General features: G+C 58.4%; 19 protein-coding genes and 1 pseudogene. 13 read left to right on the top strand and 7 right to left on the bottom strand.

All coding sequences use genetic code 11. The features are described from left to right. Window positions 1-57: 57 nt before the first annotated feature. From PMI22_RS20555 to PMI22_RS20545, 3 genes are all read right to left on the bottom strand, one after another. Complete coding sequence (locus PMI22_RS20555; RefSeq protein ID WP_007944452.1) at window positions 58-615, bottom strand: Smr/MutS family protein; 558 nt, start codon at window positions 613-615, stop codon at window positions 58-60. Window positions 616-701: 86 nt separating this feature from the next. Continuing rightward, the gene (locus PMI22_RS20550; RefSeq protein ID WP_007944454.1) at window positions 702-1,022 is read right to left on the bottom strand and encodes a hypothetical protein; all 321 of its coding nucleotides are present in this window, start codon (window positions 1,020-1,022) and stop codon (window positions 702-704) included. Between the two features lie 131 nt (window positions 1,023-1,153). After that, the gene (locus tag PMI22_RS20545; protein ID WP_007944455.1) at window positions 1,154-1,744 is read right to left on the bottom strand and encodes a cysteine hydrolase family protein; all 591 of its coding nucleotides are present in this window, start codon (window positions 1,742-1,744) and stop codon (window positions 1,154-1,156) included. A 239-nt stretch (window positions 1,745-1,983) separates the two neighbouring features. On the opposite strand from PMI22_RS20545, the gene prmB reads away from it, so the two are divergent. After that, on the top strand, window positions 1,984-2,892 hold the full coding sequence (prmB, locus tag PMI22_RS20540) for a 50S ribosomal protein L3 N(5)-glutamine methyltransferase (protein ID WP_007944456.1): 909 nt from the start codon (window positions 1,984-1,986) through the stop codon (window positions 2,890-2,892). Between the two features lie 138 nt (window positions 2,893-3,030). On the opposite strand, the gene PMI22_RS20535 is transcribed toward prmB, so the two are convergent. Together PMI22_RS20535 and PMI22_RS20530 are read right to left on the bottom strand one after the other, a co-directional pair. Next, window positions 3,031-3,822, bottom strand: coding sequence for a hypothetical protein (locus PMI22_RS20535; protein ID WP_007944457.1), 792 nt, complete (start codon window positions 3,820-3,822; stop codon window positions 3,031-3,033). A gap of 95 nt (window positions 3,823-3,917) precedes the next feature. Next, window positions 3,918-4,917 (bottom strand): annotated as a pseudogene (locus PMI22_RS20530) (alpha/beta hydrolase). Window positions 4,918-5,001: 84 nt separating this feature from the next. On the opposite strand from PMI22_RS20530, the gene aroC reads away from it, so the two are divergent. The 3 genes from aroC to PMI22_RS20515 all read left to right on the top strand — a co-directional run bounded on the left by aroC (window position 5,002) and on the right by PMI22_RS20515 (window position 7,918). Further along, the gene (gene aroC / locus PMI22_RS20525) at window positions 5,002-6,093 is read left to right on the top strand and encodes a chorismate synthase (RefSeq protein WP_007944460.1); all 1,092 of its coding nucleotides are present in this window, start codon (window positions 5,002-5,004) and stop codon (window positions 6,091-6,093) included. Between the two features lie 34 nt (window positions 6,094-6,127). Further along, window positions 6,128-7,273, top strand: coding sequence for an MFS transporter (locus tag PMI22_RS20520; RefSeq protein WP_007944461.1), 1,146 nt, complete (start codon window positions 6,128-6,130; stop codon window positions 7,271-7,273). A gap of 99 nt (window positions 7,274-7,372) precedes the next feature. Next, a complete protein-coding gene (locus PMI22_RS20515; RefSeq protein WP_007944462.1) occupies window positions 7,373-7,918 on the top strand; it encodes a 1,2-dihydroxy-3-keto-5-methylthiopentene dioxygenase in 546 nt (181 codons plus the stop codon). A gap of 85 nt (window positions 7,919-8,003) precedes the next feature. Here PMI22_RS20515 and PMI22_RS20510 read toward each other — a convergent pair whose 3' ends face one another. Next, window positions 8,004-8,282, bottom strand: a complete 279-nt coding sequence (locus tag PMI22_RS20510) for a DUF3509 domain-containing protein (RefSeq protein WP_007944463.1) — start codon at window positions 8,280-8,282, stop codon at window positions 8,004-8,006. A 339-nt stretch (window positions 8,283-8,621) separates the two neighbouring features. Between PMI22_RS20510 and PMI22_RS20505 the strand changes: the two genes are divergently transcribed. The 9 genes from PMI22_RS20505 (at window position 8,622) to PMI22_RS20465 (ending at window position 16,504) form a co-directional block, all read left to right on the top strand. After that, entirely contained in the window at window positions 8,622-10,460 is a 1,839-nt protein-coding gene (locus PMI22_RS20505; RefSeq protein ID WP_007944464.1) for a long-chain-acyl-CoA synthetase, read from the top strand. A gap of 96 nt (window positions 10,461-10,556) precedes the next feature. Then, window positions 10,557-11,075 (top strand): ankyrin repeat domain-containing protein, encoded by a 519-nt coding sequence (locus PMI22_RS20500; RefSeq protein ID WP_007944465.1) that lies wholly within the window; start codon window positions 10,557-10,559, stop codon window positions 11,073-11,075. A gap of 116 nt (window positions 11,076-11,191) precedes the next feature. Continuing rightward, window positions 11,192-11,722, top strand: a complete 531-nt coding sequence (locus tag PMI22_RS20495) for a hypothetical protein (protein WP_007944466.1) — start codon at window positions 11,192-11,194, stop codon at window positions 11,720-11,722. 78 nt (window positions 11,723-11,800) lie between these two features. Beyond that, the gene (locus PMI22_RS20490) at window positions 11,801-11,992 is read left to right on the top strand and encodes a PLDc N-terminal domain-containing protein (protein WP_007944467.1); all 192 of its coding nucleotides are present in this window, start codon (window positions 11,801-11,803) and stop codon (window positions 11,990-11,992) included. Window positions 11,993-12,139: 147 nt separating this feature from the next. Continuing rightward, window positions 12,140-12,373 carry a hypothetical protein gene (locus tag PMI22_RS20485; RefSeq protein ID WP_007944468.1) on the top strand — a complete coding sequence of 78 codons (234 nt, stop codon included), beginning with the start codon at window positions 12,140-12,142 and terminating at the stop codon, window positions 12,371-12,373. 213 nt (window positions 12,374-12,586) lie between these two features. Then, entirely contained in the window at window positions 12,587-12,931 is a 345-nt protein-coding gene (locus PMI22_RS20480; RefSeq protein WP_007944469.1) for a ribonuclease E inhibitor RraB, read from the top strand. Between the two features lie 394 nt (window positions 12,932-13,325). Next, window positions 13,326-14,735, top strand: coding sequence for a circularly permuted type 2 ATP-grasp protein (locus PMI22_RS20475; protein ID WP_007944470.1), 1,410 nt, complete (start codon window positions 13,326-13,328; stop codon window positions 14,733-14,735). Between the two features lie 12 nt (window positions 14,736-14,747). Further along, complete coding sequence (locus PMI22_RS20470; protein WP_007944471.1) at window positions 14,748-15,698, top strand: alpha-E domain-containing protein; 951 nt, start codon at window positions 14,748-14,750, stop codon at window positions 15,696-15,698. Beyond that, the gene (locus PMI22_RS20465) at window positions 15,695-16,504 is read left to right on the top strand and encodes a transglutaminase family protein (RefSeq protein WP_007944472.1); all 810 of its coding nucleotides are present in this window, start codon (window positions 15,695-15,697) and stop codon (window positions 16,502-16,504) included. Before PMI22_RS20470 ends, PMI22_RS20465 begins: the two co-directional genes overlap by 4 nt. Window positions 16,505-16,626: 122 nt before the next feature. Here the strand turns inward: PMI22_RS20465 and PMI22_RS20460 are convergent, their stop codons facing one another. Further along, on the bottom strand, window positions 16,627-17,448 hold the full coding sequence (locus tag PMI22_RS20460; protein WP_007944473.1) for a c-type cytochrome: 822 nt from the start codon (window positions 17,446-17,448) through the stop codon (window positions 16,627-16,629). Window positions 17,449-17,757 lie beyond the last annotated feature (309 nt).

Consider the following 17,757-nt stretch of genomic DNA (forward strand, 5'->3'; position numbering starts at 1 on the left):
TCGCAAAGGGCAAGGGTACGGTGGCAAACACGGCGCTGCAAGCGTGACGCGTCAGCTTTACTCGTCGCGGCCTTCCATCATGGTGCGTTTGAGCATCACATAAACGGCTCCGGCACCGCCATGTCGGGCTTGGCACGAGGTGAAGCCGAGTACCTGTGAATGCTGGCGCAGCCAGGTGTTGACGTGACTTTTGATCATCGGCCGCTTGCCGTCCAGACGCACGGCTTTGCCGTGAGTGACGCGCACGCAGCGAATTTCGAATTTTGTCGCTTCGGCCAGAAAGGCCCAGAGCGTTTCTCGCGCTTTTTCCACGCTCATGCCGTGCAGGTCGAGGCTGCCCTCGAACGGAATCTGACCGATCTTGAGCTTACGCATCTGGCTTTCCTGGACACCGTCACGGGCCCACATCAATTCGTCTTCCGGGCCGACATCGATGACGAACTGATCGGACAACCCGTCAACGGTGGTGGCATCGGTGCGAATGGTTGCGGCTTGACGCAGCTTGGCGATGTGCGCGCGGTCGGCCTTGGGTCTGCCGGTTTCGGCGCGATCGTGCTTGATCGGCTTGACGCCTTGGATCGCACTTTTGAACAGGGAAAAATCGTCGTCTTGCATGTCAGCCTCCGCGAAGGGCGGCCAGTTTACCCAAGTCGAGGCGCGATCCATAACAATTGAGGCCCGGCCAGTACCAGGCCTTCTGTTCAGTCATGTTTTTTCATCAGGTGCGGAGACATGTTCAGCCCGCGCGCCTGGCGCGAACGGCGCCGGCAGCGACGCCATAGCCACACGCCGAGGTACAGCATGAACAGGCCAACCGCCAGAATCACCGCGGCACCGATCCGGCTGGTGTTCAATTCGCCCAGCGCGGGTACGTGGCCGAACAGACTCGCGGCAGCGGCCATGGCGAGCAACACACCGCAGGTTGCCAGCAACGCGGCAAACGCGGCGCCAATTCGAAAACGCCAGTTGCGTTGGCCTTTGGACCGCAAACGGCGAGCGTCAAAACCATCGGATAACTTCATTCCGACCTTCCTCAATGGGTATCGGCCCTTCGACCGGGAGTTGACCGGGTTGTTCCTGAGGCTAAGACAATTGCGGCAAATGCGAGACTTTTGCGGATGAGCGGCAGTCTAGGCCGCTCATCAAGGGTCGATCAAATCAGATCATGAGTCAGCGCGAGCGTGGCGAAGTTGTCCGCCATGATCGCCATTTCGGTCTGCTGAACGTGCTCGGCACTCAACACGCCGCCCTTGTAAGGCAGATCGCGCGTGGCGCAGGCGTCTTCCACCAGCGTGCAACGGAAACCCAGGTTCTTCGCGGCGCGCACCGTGGTGCTGACGCTGGAGTGACTCATGAAGCCGCAGACAATCAGGTCAAGGGCACCGAGGTCTTCCAGGCGCTGCGCCAGTTCGGTGCCATGGAACGCACTCGGTAGCAATTTGCCGATGATGGTTTCGTCGGCCAGTGGCTCAAGGCCGGGGATGAACTCACCGCGCTCGCCTTGTGGGTCGAACAGCCCGCCGACTGTGCCGAGGTGACGCACATGCACGATCGTGCGGCCGGCCGCGCGGGCAGCCGCCAGCAATTGCTTGATGTTCGCGACGGCAGCGTCCATGCCGCTCAGGGCCAGCGGACCGCTGAGGTACTCTTTCTGTGCATCGATGATGACAAGGGTCGCATGGCTCAGATTGGCTGCTGCGTAACCGCGGCCGCTGAGTTGAAACATCGTTTTTGGAACGGACATTCTGGGGCTCCTTGGAGTGGGGCTTTTGCGCCATTGTCCTCTGGCTGAGCGGTTCTGTGAATCGCTACTATTGTAGACGTCGTCTTTACTGGCTTGCAGCCTTGTCAGTTTGCTCGTTTTGTTCAATAGCGAGCGGTAAAAAGGGATAGGTCCTACATTTGATCGGGTGTTTTTCCTGCGTCGTCGTGGCGCGTTTTGGCTGTTAGAATCGCCAGTCGTTTTTTCTGGAGCTTGCCGCCGTGATCACTTCCCGACTTCGTACCCTGCGTGACCATATCCGTTGGGCCGTCAGCCGCTTCCATGGGGAGGATCTGTTTTTCGGCCATGGGACCGACAACGCCTGGGATGAAGCCCGTCAACTGGTGTTGGGAGCCTTGCACTTGCCGTGGGAAATCGCTGACAGCTACCTCGACTGTGCGCTGGAAGAAGACGAGTTGGTCAATCTGCAACGCCTGCTCAAGCGCCGCATCGAAGAACGTATTCCTACCGCCTACTTGCTGGGCGAAGCGTGGTTTTGCGGCATGTCGTTCATCGTCGACGAGCGCGTGCTGATCCCGCGCTCACCCATTGGCGAGTTGATTGAAAACCGCTTCACGCCATGGCTGGGCACCGAGCCTGCGCGCATTCTCGACCTTTGCACCGGTTCCGGCTGCATCGGCATCGCCTGCGCCTACGAGTTCCAGAACGCCGAAGTGGTGCTGGCCGATCTGTCGTTCGAAGCGCTGGAAGTGGCGAATCAGAACATAGAGCGTCACGGTGTCGATGAGCGGGTGTACACCGTTCAGGGTGATGGGTTTGATGGCTTGCCGGGTCAACGTTTCGACCTGATCGTGTCGAACCCGCCCTACGTCGATGCGGAAGATTTCGCCGATATGCCGGATGAGTATCAGCACGAGCCGGAGCTGGGACTGGCCTGTGGCGATGATGGCTTGAACCTGGTGCGTCGCATGCTCGCTGAAGCCGCGGATCATCTGACCGAGAAGGGTTTGCTGATTGTCGAAGTGGGCAACAGTCAGGTTCACGTCGAGGCGCTGTACCCGGAAGTCGATTTCGCCTGGCTCGATTTCGAGCGCGGCGGGCATGGGGTGTTCATGTTGTCGGCTGAGCAGTGCCGCGATCATCAGGCGCTGTTCGCGTCCCGCGTCTGACCTGAGGACGCTATCGTCGGATCGCCGCCCGGACCAAGCCCACTCCCACAGGTTTTGTGTGTGCCACATAATTTGAGCACGACATAGAACCTGTGGGAGCGAGCCTGCTCGCGATGGCCGCGCCTCGGTATCAACCTTTTACCGATGCGTAGCAATCCAGATCAACAACCCCGCCTGAAACACCGCAAACGCCACCAGGCAGGTAATGGTAAAGCGCAGCCCGGCGTCTTCACGCCTGTACTTGCTGACTTTTTCTTCGTGCGTCTTCAGCTTCACTTCCTGCTCGGCCAGGTTCTGTTCGGCCTGCTGAAGCATCTGCGCGGCTTCGAGAATTTCCACCAGTTGCAGCTTTTCAGTATTCCACTCGCCCGACAAGTCGCCGACCTGGACGTCTTTGACGCGGCCCTTCAAGTGCTGGGCATCGGCATACACCACCTCAAAACCATGGGCCTTGAGAAATTGATCGCGGCGTAGGCGGGTGTCTTCGTTCAGTGCGTCTTTGTTGTTCAGGTCCATGCCATCGACGGTGTAACCGGACCAGCGCTTCTTCGCCCAAGTGATCCCTTGAGCGGCCATGAAGCGGCCGATGCCACGGTTCATCGGTTCAATCTGCAGGCCGCTGTCGGGTCCGAAATGCACGCTCCTGGTGGTGTGGTCGACCCACACATCCAGATGATTCTGTTCTTTGCGCACACGCTGGCCGGGCAGGGTGATGCTCATGCGCATCAGGCTCTGTTCCTTGCCGTTGCGTTCGGCATAGCCGAATTCGACAAAGCGCAGTGGCCGCCCGCCGGTGTTGCGGTCGGTTTTCAGCGGCGCCAGACGAAGCATCTTGTGGTGCTCGACGTGGACGTCCGCCCACGGCAGCTCAACCGCTGGCGGTGCGTCTTGTTCCGCGGTGGTGTCGGGTGAAATCTGGGTTTCAGTCATAACGGCGAGATCCTGTCCAAGCCCTGCCGCCAGCCAGTGCGCTGGCGACAAAGGTTTATCGGCCGTTTTTGACAGGACTGGAGGGCCAATAGCGCTTAACGGCTGTGAAGTCCGTCAATAAACCCGAGGATTCGTGTGCCAAGTTCGGCCGCCAGCGGCAATTGTGGATCTTTATAAGAGGCCAATTGCCGTTTTACATCGTTGGGTACGATGCGCAGGACGTGGTTCATGCCTTCGATCAGCGCCAGTTCGGCGTCCGGTTTAGCAGCTTTGAGCAGCCTGGCGTCACCGACCCCGACCTGGATGTCGTTGCTGCCCTGAATGATCAGCGCCGGCATTTTCAACCGGGCAAACGCTGCTGCCGGATCCTGGCGGAACAGCGAAATCAGGTACGGCTGCACACTCGGGCGGAATATCCCCTGCAATGGCGGTGGCACGTTGTCGTCGGTGTGGCCGGCCTTGAGGCTGTCGAGCAGTTCATTACTGCGCTGCATCAGCGCAGGTGGCAGGTTATTGCTCAACTGCTGACGCAACACTTGATCGACCGGTCGCGCGCTGCCGGACAGGGAAATGATCCCCGCGGCATCGACGCTCGGTGCCGCCAGGGTGGCAATCAGGGCTCCTTCGCTGTGGCCGAGCAAAATCAACTGGCTAAAACGCGGATCATTTTTGAGCTTCCTGGCCCAGGCTTCGGCGTCGGCTACATAGGCTTCAACGGACAAATTGCGTTCATTCGGGGTGGCGGCAAGGCTCGCTGCCACCCCGCGTTTGTCATAACGCACGCTGGCGATGTTGTGTTTGGCCAGCACCCAGGCCAGCCGTTTCAGGCTGTCGTTGCGTCCGCCATCGGTGTTGTTTCCGTCACGATCCGTAGGACCTGAGCCGGAAATGATCAGGACAACCGGCACAGGCGTGTCGGACTTGGGCAGTAACAACGAGCCGAAAAGCTCACCGCTGCCGGTATCCAGGGTGATAGGTCGTTGCAGGACGGTGGCCTGCACAAAGCCGGTAAACAGGGTCAGGCTCAAGGCTAAAACTCGCAGCATCATCACGCCATCATTTACAAAGGTGCCGTTTGGACTCGCCGGTACCCATAAGGTTCGAGGATGAACTACTCGGGTAGCCTGCGTATACTGGCGCGCATTACGTATTCAGGTTCTATTTCACGGAGCGTCCTGCATGTCCGGCAATACCTACGGCAAGCTGTTCACTGTCACCACCGCGGGCGAAAGCCATGGCCCGGCGTTGGTCGCCATTGTCGACGGCTGCCCGCCGGGGCTGGAGATTTCTCTGGAGGATCTGCAGCGTGATCTGGACCGCCGCAAGCCCGGCACCAGCCGCCACACCACACAACGCCAGGAAGCCGACGAAGTCGAAATCCTTTCCGGCATATTCGAAGGTCGCACTACCGGCTGCTCCATTGGCCTGCTGATCCGCAACACCGACCAGAAGTCCAAGGACTACTCGGCGATCAAGGATCTGTTCCGTCCAGCCCACGCCGACTACACCTACCATCATAAATACGGTGAGCGCGATTACCGTGGCGGCGGTCGCAGCTCGGCCCGGGAAACCGCCATGCGCGTGGCCGCCGGGGCAATTGCGAAAAAGTACCTGGCGACGCAAGGCATCATCATTCGCGGTTACATGAGCCAACTTGGCCCGATTGAAATCCCGTTCAAGACCTGGGATTCGGTGGAAGAAAACGCGTTCTTCAGCCCTGACCCCGACAAAGTCCCGCAGCTCGAAGCCTATATGGATCAGCTGCGTCGCGATCAGGATTCGGTCGGAGCCAAGATTACGGTTGTTGCCGAAGGTGTGATGCCAGGCTTGGGCGAGCCGATTTTCGACCGCCTCGATGCCGAACTGGCCCATGCGCTGATGAGCATCAACGCAGTGAAAGGCGTGGAAATCGGCGCCGGCTTCGCCAGCGTCGCCCAGCGCGGCACCGAACACCGCGATGAAATGACCCCCGAAGGTTTCCTCAGCAACAACGCTGGCGGCATTCTCGGCGGCATCTCGTCCGGACAGCCGATCGTTGCGCACCTGGCGCTGAAGCCGACGTCGAGCATCACCACGCCGGGGCGCTCCATCGACATTCATGGCAACCCGGTGGAAGTCATCACCAAGGGCCGTCACGATCCGTGCGTCGGTATTCGTGCCACGCCGATTGCTGAGGCGATGATGGCCATTGTGTTGATGGATCACCTGCTGCGCCACCGTGGGCAGAACGCCGATGTGCGTGTGAGCACGCCGGTGCTGGGTCAGCTTTAATGGCTGATCTCAACGCCGCTGCAGTCTGACGACGGTGGCGGCGCTCCCGTACTGGCGGCTTTCCAGTTTCTATCTGTTCTATTTCGCCTTGCTCGGTTCGACGGCGCCGTTTCTGGCGCTGTACTTCGATTACCTGGGGTTTTCCAGCGCGCGGATCGGCGAACTGGTGGCGATCCCGATGCTGATGCGCTGCGTCGCGCCGAACATCTGGGGCTGGTTGGGTGACTACACTGGCCGGCGCCTGGCCATCGTGCGCTTCGGTGCATTCTGTACGTTACTGACGTTCTCGCTGATTTTCGTCAGCAAGACCTACGCCTGGCTGGCGATGGTCATGGCGCTGCACGCGTTCTTCTGGCACGCGGTATTGCCCCAGTTCGAAGTCATCACCCTGGCGCACCTGAAAGGGCAGACCTCGCGCTACAGCCAAATTCGACTCTGGGGCTCCATCGGTTTCATCATCACCGTGGTGTTGCTTGGCCGAATATTCGAATGGCTGAGCCTCGACATCTACCCGATGGCGTTGGTGTTGATCATGGCCGGTATCGTCCTCAGCAGCCTGTGGGTGCCCAATGCACAACCGGCTCAGGGTATTCGAGAGTCGGGGGACGGTTTTCTCAGGCAATTGCGCAGCCCCGGCGTCCTGGCGTTTTATGGCTGCGTGGCGTTGATGCAGATGAGCCACGGGCCTTATTACACGTTTTTGACTTTGCACCTGGAACGGCTCGGTTACAGCCGAGGGGTGATCGGTCTGCTCTGGGCGGTCGGCGTGGTCGCTGAAGTGTTGATGTTTCTGGCCATGACCCGAATCCTCGCACGGTTCTCGGTGCGCCGGGTGCTGCTGGCGAGTTTCCTGCTGGCCGCCCTGCGCTGGGTGCTGCTCGGCTCGTTTGCCGAATTTCTTTGGGTATTGCTATTCGCCCAGGTGCTGCACGCGGCTACGTTCGGTAGCTTTCACGCGGCGGCCATCCAGTTCGTGCAACGTAGTTTCGGAGCGCGTCAGCAAGGGCAAGGCCAGGCGCTATACGCCACATTGGCAGGTACCGGCGGCGCGCTGGGCGCTTTGTATGCCGGTTATAGCTGGAATGCCCTCGGCGCCCCATTGACCTTTAGTATTGCAAGCCTCGCAGCCCTGGCAGCAGCCGTTATCATTGCCACACGACTGAAAGAGGACAGGCCATGAGCTGTTTCGGCAGATCGAGGCCTAAGAATTTTTTGAGTGCGAGTTGAAGACGCGTGCGCTCTTTAACCGTAAAGCATGAACCGTTAAGGAGTTGCCCTGATGAGCAGCCTGTCCGTTTACCACGTCTCAAGCCCTGACCTGCCGAACAAGGTGCTGACCCATTTCGAAGACATCGCCTCGACCCTGGCCGAGCAAGGCGTGCGCTTCGACCGCTGGCATGCGGCAGCGAAAATCCAGCCCGGCGCCAGTCAGGAAGAAGTGATTGCCGCGTATCAGGAACAAATCGACAAGCTGATGACCGAACGCGGTTACATCACCGTCGACGTTATCAGCCTGACCAGTGATCATCCGCAAAAAGCCCAACTGCGCGCCGAGTACCTCGACGAACATCGTCTTGGCGAAGACCTCGTCAGATTTTTCGTTGCTGGCCGTGGCTTGTTTTCCCTGCACATCGGCGATTACGTCTACGCGGTGCTCTGCGAAAAGAACGACCTGATCTCGGTGCCGGCCGGTACGCCACACTGGTTCGACATGGGCGAACATCCACATTTTGTGGCGATCCGTCTGTTCAAGAATCCTGACGGCAGGGTGGCCAACCTCACCGGCGACGACATCGCCGGCCGCTTCCCGCGTCTTGAGGACTAAACCTGGATAGTTTGGGCGATGCTGGAAACAATTCAGGCCGTGAAGCGAAAGCTCTCACGGCCTGTTTGTTTAAACACGGGACGATCTACGCCGTGTGATAAGTCGGCAACGCAAACCGTTGCTGGCTTTGCAGCATCGAGATCTGCGGCAGTTCACTGGCCTGTTCGGCCAGGTCACGGCGAATCGCGCTGATTACCCACGACAACTGATCGCCAGCATGTAATTGCTGATAGGAAATCGAACGCTTGAACACCCGGCCTTCGGTGCTGCGCAGAGTCAGCAGAATGCCGCCGTCAGGACGCGGTTGAGTGGTCACATCGAAGTTGGAGAACAGGGAGGAAAATTTTTCTTGGATCAGGTTCATGTCTATCAGCTCCGTGCACAGTGATTGGAAAGCATGGAGAGGTAGTTGCAGCGATTGTGCCAGTATTTTATGTTTTTAAAATCCTTATAAATCAATCAGTTATGTTTTTGCGTATTTTGGCTTTCGTGCAATCTGCATGAATGGCCATCGTGCATCCTGCATTTTGAAAGATCGTCGCTGTTTCGATGGAACCAAACGCCAGGTCGAGGTTCATCGTTCGTTTGTCCGGGTTGCGGATACAAAACATTGCAAAAACCGCGTGTACAGTTCAAGAACCGCTGACGTATTTTCGAGGTCAATGAACACCGCCCGACAATAAAAAAATCAGCGGGAACACCCATGAAACGCACGCCGAACGACACGATTACCTGGGGCATGATGCTCCGCAAACTGCCGACGATCGCCAAGGTCATCCCTCGCGTGGTGAAGGGCCTGAAAGTCGCCAACGTCAAGGATCCGACCCAACCGTGTGGCCTGGGCTGGTGTTTCGAACAGGCGACGTTGCGCAATCCTGATGGCCCCGCGTTACTGCAGGGCGACGTGGCACTAACTTATGTGCAGGTCAATCAATGGGCCAACCGCATCGCTCATCATCTGATGGCCCAAGGCATCGGCAAGGGTGACGTGGTCGCGGTCTTCATCGAGAACCGCCCGGAACTGCTGGTGACGATTCTTGCGGTAGCCAAGGTCGGCGCGATCAGCGCGTTGCTCAATACCTCGCAGACCCGCGATACCCTTGTGCACAGCCTGAACCTGGTGGCACCGGTGGCGATTGTTGTCGGAGGCGAGTTGGTCCCGGCGTTTTCGCAGGTCCGCGAACGGGTGTCCATCGCTTCGGCGCGAACCTGGTTCGTCGCCGATCAAGCGGCCTGCAATCATCCGGGCATTGCCCCCGACGGTTTCGTCAACCTGATGGCGGCCAGTGCCGATGCGGTCGACGACAACCCTGCCAGCAGCCAGCAGGTTTTTTTCGACGATCCTTGTTTCTATATCTACACCTCGGGCACCACCGGACTGCCCAAGGCCGGCGTCTTCAAGCACGGGCGCTGGATGCGCAGCGCCACCAGTTTTGGCCTGATCGCCCTGGACATGCAGCCGCACGACATCGTCTATTGCACCTTGCCGCTCTATCATGGAACCGGACTCTGCGTGTGCTGGGGCTCGGCCATCAGCGGCGCCTCGGGGTTTGCCATCCGCCGCAAGTTCAGCGCCAGCCAGTTCTGGAGTGACGTACGCAAATACCACGCGACCACTATCGGCTACGTGGGCGAGCTGTGCCGCTATCTGGTAGATCAACCTCCCAGTACCGAGGACAGCCAGCACGGCGTGACCAAGATGATCGGCAACGGTTTGCGTCCCGGAGCATGGAACGCCTTCAAGACCCGTTTTGGTGTCAGGCACATTTGCGAGCTGTATGCGGCCAGCGACGGCAACATCGGATTCAGCAACATTCTGAATTTCGACCACACCATCGGTTTTTCGCTGATGGCCTGGGAATTGGTGCCCTACGACCATGACAGTGGTCAGCCGATTCGCAATGCCAAGGGTTTCATGAATAAAGTGGAGAAAGGTGCGCAGGGGCTGTTGTTGGCGAGAATCGACGACAAGGCGCCGCTAGACGGCTACACCGATCCGCAAAAGACCGCAAAAGTCGTGCTGCATGACGTGTTCAAGAAGGGTGACCGTTACTTCAATACCGGTGACCTGCTGCGCAACATTGGATTCGGTCATGCGCAATTCGTCGACCGTTTGGGTGACACCTATCGCTGGAAAGGCGAAAACGTCTCGACAACGGAAGTCGAAAACATCCTGCTGCAATATCCGCAGATCGCGGAAGCCGTGGCGTATGGTGTGGAGGTCCGAAACACCAACGGGCGCGCCGGCATGGCTGCGATTACCCCGGCAGAATCCCTCGCTACTCTGGATTTCAGCGAGCTGCTGAATTTCGCTCGCCAGCAAATGCCGGCCTATGCGGTGCCGCTGTTCCTGCGGGTAAAAGTCAAAATGGAAACCACCGGGACGTTCAAATACCAGAAGACCCGGCTCAAGGAGGAAGCATTCGACCCCGGAAAAACCAGCGATGACCCGATCTACGCCTGGCTACCCGGCACTCAGACATACGTGCAAGTGACCGAGCAAGTGCTGGCGGATATTCACGGCGGCAAGTACCGCTATTGAATGTGGCTATGACGGCCCTTGAGAAAAAACAAGTGACAGCCGGCGGGCTGCTCGGGAAACTGTCGGCTTTGCGAATAACCCAACGTGGAGCCCCCGATGTCAGACCAAAGCCGCCAGATGACCCCTGAAGAAGCCGCTGAATTTGCCGAACAGGTCTTCAACAAAGCGCGCGAGGGCGATGCGGCCATGATGGCTGCCCTGCTGACCAAAGGCCTGCCGCCTAATCTGCGCAACCACAAAGGTGACACCTTGCTGATGCTGGCCGCCTATCATGGCCATGTGGAAACCGTAAAAGTGCTGCTCGAACACAAAGCCGACCCGGAAATTCGCAACGACAACGGCCAAAGCCCGATTGCCGGTGCCGCATTCAAGGGCGACCTGGCAGTGGTCAAGGCACTGGTCGACGGCGGGGCGCAAGTGGAAGGTTCATCGTTTGATGGCCGCACCGCGCTGATGATGGCGGCGATGTTCAACCGCGTCGAAATCGTCGATTACCTGATCAGCAAAGGTGCCGATCCGAAAGCCAAGGACGCCAATGGCGTGTCCGCACTCGATGCCGCGAAAACCATGGGCGCCGTCGACACCACCGCGCAGCTGGAAAAACTGCTCGGCTGATCCTTTGCGGTGAGGGGGAAAAGCTCCCTCACTACAGGTCTCACCCTGCTCGGTAACTTCCCCCGAATGCGCTATCCTTCGCGCCCTCAAAAATCATTCGCTACAGGATCCACCTCATGAAAGCCGCACTCGTCGAACTCATCAGCAAAATCAGCTCCGGGTGCATGAGCGATGACGAAATCCTGAAAGTCGCTGACGAAGCGGCTCAGGCCTACGCCGATCCTGAGACTTTTCTGACGGCCAACCCGGATATCAATTACGACGACACGTTCCCGATCTCCTTGGGCGAATGGGTGGTTGTCGGCAGTCTGCCGGAGACGGTGCTGTTCCAGGCCGACACTTACATGGACCTGTTCGCCCAGATCGTCGCCTCGTTCGGCCCGGGTGTTGATTTCAATATCAAGCCCAAGCAGCTGGCCAAAACCGAAGCCCTGACTGCGCTCAATCGCATTCAGGTGCAAATGGGCAGCATGAACAAGGAAAACGGCGGCTACACGCTGATGAACTTCAGCCAGTTGCTCGACGACGAACTGCAAGTGGTGCTGGTCTACGGCAACGACGTGCCGCGGGTGCTCGAATTGTGCGCCGAGGTCGGCATCGCCGCTGCGCCATCTCTGGAAGCCTTGAAAGTGGCGATCCATATCTGACGTTAATCCTATAAAAATCGGAACCCTCGCATTAGGCGGCTATCCTAAGAGTGCAAATTACTCTTAGGGAGCGTCACCATGGGTTCTACGTTCAACAGCCTGATTGCCTTGATCATTTTCGTTCTGGATATCTGGGCCATCATCAACGTGGTTAAAAGTAGCGCCACTACCGGGATGAAAATCCTCTGGGTGCTGTTGATCGCGTGCTTGCCGGTGCTGGGGCTGATCATCTGGGCCATTGCCGGGCCACGGGGGAACGCGCGGATCTGACTCGAAACTTCCTGTGGGAGCTGGCCGGCTCGCTCCCACAAGGACCGTGTTTTTCATACTCGCACGCAGTATGCCGTTGAACGATCAGTCCGCGAAAAAGTCCAGATGCTTGTAAGCCCATCAACGGGTTTTATCGAGGAGGCACTGATGCAAAAGTGGAAGATCACTTTCGTGGATGATCACGGTGAAACAATCGATGAAGTCTTTGAGTGCGACGAGTGCCCGGACAACGAGCAAGCAGCCAAACTCATCAAGGCCCGGCTTCTTCCTGTCGCCGCCGAACTGGATCTGAATGATCTGGAAGGGCGAACCGCTGATGCGAGCGTCAAAAGCCTTAAAGCCCAGAACAGCATACAAATCCTCGGTATCACGCCAATCTGAACACCTCCTGTCACATTCTCATCCAGGCCTTGGCAGCGGCTCTCTCTTGAGGCTACTCTGCAATCGAGATCAGCGAACGGATCGCTAAGGTCTGGTCTTGTCAGCTACATGCTTGCTTCCCAACGGCAACGAGATTGCCGCATCGCTCGCACCACTCGGTTGCGCGTGCCGGGAATACGGAAAGTCTATCCATCACTTTGAGGGGGACGTTTCATGAGCACAGCCTATCAAGAAGACATCAGCAGCTCGGTGCTGCGCCGCATGAAAGAAGGCGGTTTCGACTTTTCAAGATTCCATCCCATCGAGTTCTACGCCATTTTCCCCGACGAGGAGCGGGCCCGCAGGGCAGCAGGACATTTTTACCGTGGTGAGTCCCTGAATGCGCAAATCAGTGTGCGCGACGATGGCGCATGGGCGCTTGAACTGAGCAAAGTCATGTACGCCACTTACGATGATATCGGCGATTTCGAGCAATGTTTTGAGGCCGTGGTCGAGCCGCTGGGCGGCATCATCGAAGGATGGGGCGTCAAACAGGAGGTACGAGGGCTACTCGCATAATCTTATGAACAGTGACACGCGCTAACGGCTGACCTTCGGGTTGGCCGTTTTAGTTCATGGGGCGGTAAAACCCCTCCGGCAAAACCCTGAAACAAGAACCCGGCGCAAAAAAAACCGCCTGAGCAGGCGGCGAAAGGGAGGTTCGGGCTGTTTTTCCAGCGAATGCACGGATTATCCGCACCGGCGACCGGGCAGTGAAATCAACTCTGACTATGCTGGTGATAGGCGACAACGTCGCCTTGCAATGAAGCGGGGGCAATCAAGTTGGGGCGTTTGCTGCACAGGGTTGGTGCGGTATTGACGATGTGTATTTACAACTGATTGATATCTAAGCGTTTATGCCGATGGCACGGGCCTTGCGAAGCGTAGATGTCCGGGTGACAAGGAGTACGGCATGATCCGCACCTATTTTGATGAAATGTACGATGCCGGCGGCCTGGTCCGCCCGCATTATCGGGAGTTTGCCCGTTGGCTGGCCGAAACGCCTGACGAGCTTTTGGCACAACGGCGACGCGAGGCCGATCTGTTATTTCATCGCGCCGGGATAACATTCACGCTCTACGGTGATGAGCAAGGGACAGAGCGCCTGATTCCCTTTGACACCATTCCCCGCAGCATCCCTGCCAGTGAATGGCGGGTCGTCGAGCGCGGCTGCATTCAGCGGGTCAAGGCATTGAACATGTTCCTTGCCGACCTCTATCACGAGCAGCGCATCATCAAGGCGGGCATCATTCCAGCCGAGCAAGTGCTGGCCAACGAGCAATACCAATTGGCGATGCAAGGGCTGGATCTGCATCGGGATATTTATTCGCACATTTCTGGCGTCGATCTGGTGCGCGACGGCGACGGCACGTATTACGTGCTTGAAGACAACCTGCGTACACCCAGTGGCGTGAGCTACATGCTTGAAGACCGCAAGATGATGATGCGGTTGTTCCCCGAACTGTTCGCGGCGCAACGCATTGCGCCCATCGATCACTATCCGAACTTGCTCCTGGATACCCTGAAAAGCTCCAGCCCGATCGACAATCCGAGCGTGGTGGTGCTGACCCCGGGTCGCTTCAACAGCGCGTTTTTCGAGCATGCCTTTTTGGCGCGGGAGATGGGGGTTGAACTGGTGGAAGGCGCAGACCTGTTCGTGCGGGACGACAAGGTGTTCATGCGCACCACCGACGGGCCGAAAGCCGTCGACGTGATTTACCGTCGCCTCGACGACGCGTTCCTCGATCCACTGGCGTTCAACCCGGATTCGATGCTGGGCGTTCCGGGGCTGCTGTCGTCATACCGGTCAGGCAACGTGGTGCTGGCGAATGCCATCGGCACTGGAGTCGCGGATGACAAGTCGGTGTATCCGTTTGTCACTGACATGATCCGTTTCTACCTCGATGAAGAGCCGATCCTGAAAAACGTGCCGACCTTCCAGTGCCGAAACCCTTCTGAACTGTCCCACGTACTGGCCAATCTTCCCGATCTGGTGGTCAAGGAAACCCAGGGCTCCGGTGGTTACGGAATGCTGGTGGGGCCGGCGGCGACGGCGGCGGAAATCGAGTCGTTCCGTGCGCGGATCAAAGCCAAGCCCCATGCGTACATCGCGCAACCGACGTTGTCCCTGTCGACCTGTCCGACCTTTGTCGAAAACGGCATTGCTCCACGCCACATCGACCTGCGTCCGTTTGTATTGTCTGGCCGCGAAACCCGGGTTGTACCCGGCGGTTTGACCCGTGTCGCCCTGCGTGAAGGCTCTCTGGTGGTGAATTCCTCACAGGGCGGCGGAACGAAGGACACCTGGGTGGTCGAGGATTGAAGGAAGCCTGCCATGTTAAGTAGAACTGCCTCGGATTTGTATTGGATGTCACGTTACCTGGAGCGGGCGGAAAACCTCGCACGGATGCTCGACATCAGTTATTCGCTGTCGCTGATGCCACAGGATGGTCGCGGTGACGGGCTGCACGAACTCGCCATGCCGCTGCTGATCACCGGTACCCTGGACGATTATCTGGAGCGCCACGGCGCGTTGCATGCCGAACGGCTGCTGCATTTTTTCGCCCTGGATGCGGCCAACCCGGCGAGCATCTACAGCTGCCTCGGTGCCGCTCGGGCAAGCGCCCATGCGGTGCGTGGGCGAATCACCGCCGATATGTGGGAAAACATCAACGCCACCTGGCTGGAGATTCGCGGGATTGCCGAACAGGGGTTGAGCCGCTACGGCATGAGTCGTTTTTGCGAATGGATCAAGGAACGTTCCCACCTGTTTCGGGGCGCGTCCTACGGCACCATCATGCGTAACGATGCGTTCCGCTTCATTCGTCTGGGAACATTTATCGAAAGGGCTGACAACACACTGCGCCTTCTCGATGCGCGCTACGAAATGGCCGGTGATCAAGCCGAAGCCGTCAGTGACAGTACGGCGCACGCCTATTACCAGTGGAGCGCATTGCTCCGTGCGCTGTCGTCGTTCGAGGCGTACACCGAGGTCTACCGCGATGCTCCCGGTGCCCGGCATGTGGCTGAGTTGCTGTTGTTGCGGGCCGATGTGCCGCGCTCATTGCGCGCCTGTACCGAAGAAATCGACCAGATCCTCGCCAGTCTGCCGGGGGCCAACGGCCGTCCGGCTCAACGTCTGGCCGCTGAGATAGACGCGCGCCTGCGCTACACCGGCATCAACGAAATTCTCGAAGAAGGCCTGCACGCCTGGCTGACCGAGTTCATCCCGCTGGTGCGCCAGTTGGGCAACGCCATTCACAGTTCATACCTGGAGGCTGCATGAGACTTTCCATTAGCCACGAAACCACCTATCACTATGAAGATCAGGTGCGGGCGAGCATCCAGTACCTGCGACTGACACCCCACGACAGCGAGCGTCAGCACGTGCTCAGCTGGCAACTCGACCTGCCGCGCCCGGTACGCGCGCAACTCGATCCGTTTGGCAACATTTTGCACGTGCTGACCATGGACGAGCCGCACGAGGCAATCATCATCGGCGCCCGTGGCCAGGTCGACATCGATGAACTGCGTGAAGCTGAGCATGAAAGCCAGTCGGCCCTGCCGTTCCTGCGTTTCACACGCCTGACCGAGCCGGACGAAGCCTTGCGAGCGTTCGCGCAAAAGGAATGCAAAACCCGTCGGGACCGCACTGCGCTGATCGACTTGATGCATGGCCTTAACCAGCACATGACCTACTCGCCGGGTTCAACCGAAGTCGACACCAGCGCGGCTCAAGCCTTCGCCGGGCGTTCAGGCGTCTGTCAGGATCACACCCATGCGTTTCTCGCCTGCGCGCGCAGCCTGGGCATTCCGTCGCGTTATGTGTCGGGTTATCTGTACAGCGAAAACAGCGAACACCTGGCCAGTCACGCCTGGGCTGAAGCCTGGCTGGATGATGCCTGGTACAGCTTTGACGTGACCAATGAACTGGCTCGTCCGGAGCGCCACTTGAAACTGGCGGTGGGCCTGGATTATCTGGATGCCTGCCCGGTACGCGGGATGCGCCGGGGGGGCGGGTGCGAACAGATGCATGCGAAGGTGTTTGTGTCGCCAACGCCGATGCCGGTTGTCTCGGTCCAACAGCAATAATCTGCAGCACCACAATACCCTGTGGGAGCGAGCCTGCTCGCTATAGCGGTCTTTCAGTCAGCAAATCTGTGACTGATACACCGCCATCGCGAGCAGGCTTGCTCCCTCCAGGGTTGATGGTGTCAGGGCTTAACCTTGCGCCCGGCCATATGCTTCAAATACCCCACCAGCATGTCCAGATCCCGCTCCGGCAACACCTGCGCGGTAAATCCCGGCATCTTCGCCTGCGGCCACTGGCGCAGGCTCTGCGGATCCCGGATGTACCGCTTCAGAAAGTCCGCTCCAAAATACTCGGTCGGACTATACGGAATATTCAGATCCGGCCCGAACTGCGCATCTCCGGCACCATTCAGTCGATGGCATGCCAGGCAGTTTTTCTGAAACAGCGCAAAACCTTGATTGACCGGATCGTCCGCTTTCAAGGCCGGATCCGGCAGCAGGGCAGGGAAGCGCTCGGCCACCGGCGCCAAACGTTTGATGCTGGCGACTTGGTATGGCCACTGCTCCGGGCTGATATTGCCTGCCTGCGGATTACTCCAGACCAGATAAAACGGCCCGGCACTTGGCTTGCCGGCAGACAGCGCCGGCCACGGTTTGGCCGGGTCTTCAATCGCCAACCATGCCTGCGCGCCTTGGGTGTTGAGCAAAGGTGCCGCGGCCAACTCGGCGGCAAAACCGTCCAGCGCCACGGCTTGCAAATGGTCAGCAGGCTTGATGTCGGTCAACAAGGCCGCCAGCGGCACCGCTTGATAACTCATCTCCCGTTTGTAGGAAACATCGTCGGCAATGCGCAGAGTCTGGAGTCGAGGGTGCTTGAGCAGTTCCTCGGTCTGCCAGGTGCGACTGCTCGCGCCCAGCTCAAGGTTCAGCTGTGCGGCAAACAGAGGCGTGCTGAACAGCAAGGCCCCGATCAGAGTGAGCGTTTTCAATAGATCGTCATCCATGTCGTGAAGATGCCATAAAGGTTGGCACACCCACGCTGGCTCGGGTAGCGAGCCAGTCACATTTTGGAATGACGATATAAATACCTGACGCCGTATTTTTTACCGACTAGCCAATCACCTTGGTCAGATTCGGCAAAATCAACAACAGCGTGGTAGCGAAAAGAATGAGCCCCGCTTGACGTACTTTTGATTGCTTGAACATGGCTTGACCGCCTTTATTGTTATTTCCTGATGCCTGCCTGCATATCTCCATGACGGCAGAGCGTTGCACTTCCTGTAAGACGAGCGCCTCGGCAAAACCCGACGACA

Origin of the sequence: Pseudomonas sp. GM21 (assembly GCF_000282215.1) — a bacterium.
In the GTDB taxonomy this organism is placed as follows: Bacteria; Pseudomonadota; Gammaproteobacteria; order Pseudomonadales; family Pseudomonadaceae; genus Aquipseudomonas.

What these genes read in the sequence shown, in the direction of transcription:
- PMI22_RS20500 (WP_007944465.1), top strand. Translation starts at nt 10,557, where the DNA reads ATGTCAGACCAAAGCCGCCAGATGACCCCTGAAGAAGCCGCTGAATTT.
- PMI22_RS20480 (WP_007944469.1), top strand. Translation starts at nt 12,587, where the DNA reads ATGAGCACAGCCTATCAAGAAGACATCAGCAGCTCGGTGCTGCGCCGC.
- PMI22_RS20535 (WP_007944457.1), bottom strand. Translation starts at nt 3,822, where the DNA reads ATGACTGAAACCCAGATTTCACCCGACACCACCGCGGAACAAGACGCA.
- PMI22_RS20510 (WP_007944463.1), bottom strand. Translation starts at nt 8,282, where the DNA reads ATGAACCTGATCCAAGAAAAATTTTCCTCCCTGTTCTCCAACTTCGAT.
- PMI22_RS20465 (WP_007944472.1), top strand. Translation starts at nt 15,695, where the DNA reads ATGAGACTTTCCATTAGCCACGAAACCACCTATCACTATGAAGATCAG.
- PMI22_RS20495 (WP_007944466.1), top strand. Translation starts at nt 11,192, where the DNA reads ATGAAAGCCGCACTCGTCGAACTCATCAGCAAAATCAGCTCCGGGTGC.
- PMI22_RS20490 (WP_007944467.1), top strand. Translation starts at nt 11,801, where the DNA reads ATGGGTTCTACGTTCAACAGCCTGATTGCCTTGATCATTTTCGTTCTG.
- PMI22_RS20475 (WP_007944470.1), top strand. Translation starts at nt 13,326, where the DNA reads ATGATCCGCACCTATTTTGATGAAATGTACGATGCCGGCGGCCTGGTC.
- PMI22_RS20505 (WP_007944464.1), top strand. Translation starts at nt 8,622, where the DNA reads ATGAAACGCACGCCGAACGACACGATTACCTGGGGCATGATGCTCCGC.
- PMI22_RS20545 (WP_007944455.1), bottom strand. Translation starts at nt 1,744, where the DNA reads ATGTCCGTTCCAAAAACGATGTTTCAACTCAGCGGCCGCGGTTACGCA.
- PMI22_RS20550 (WP_007944454.1), bottom strand. Translation starts at nt 1,022, where the DNA reads ATGAAGTTATCCGATGGTTTTGACGCTCGCCGTTTGCGGTCCAAAGGC.
- aroC (WP_007944460.1), top strand. Translation starts at nt 5,002, where the DNA reads ATGTCCGGCAATACCTACGGCAAGCTGTTCACTGTCACCACCGCGGGC.
- PMI22_RS20485 (WP_007944468.1), top strand. Translation starts at nt 12,140, where the DNA reads ATGCAAAAGTGGAAGATCACTTTCGTGGATGATCACGGTGAAACAATC.
- PMI22_RS20515 (WP_007944462.1), top strand. Translation starts at nt 7,373, where the DNA reads ATGAGCAGCCTGTCCGTTTACCACGTCTCAAGCCCTGACCTGCCGAAC.
- PMI22_RS20460 (WP_007944473.1), bottom strand. Translation starts at nt 17,448, where the DNA reads ATGGATGACGATCTATTGAAAACGCTCACTCTGATCGGGGCCTTGCTG.
- PMI22_RS20470 (WP_007944471.1), top strand. Translation starts at nt 14,748, where the DNA reads ATGTTAAGTAGAACTGCCTCGGATTTGTATTGGATGTCACGTTACCTG.
- PMI22_RS20555 (WP_007944452.1), bottom strand. Translation starts at nt 615, where the DNA reads ATGCAAGACGACGATTTTTCCCTGTTCAAAAGTGCGATCCAAGGCGTC.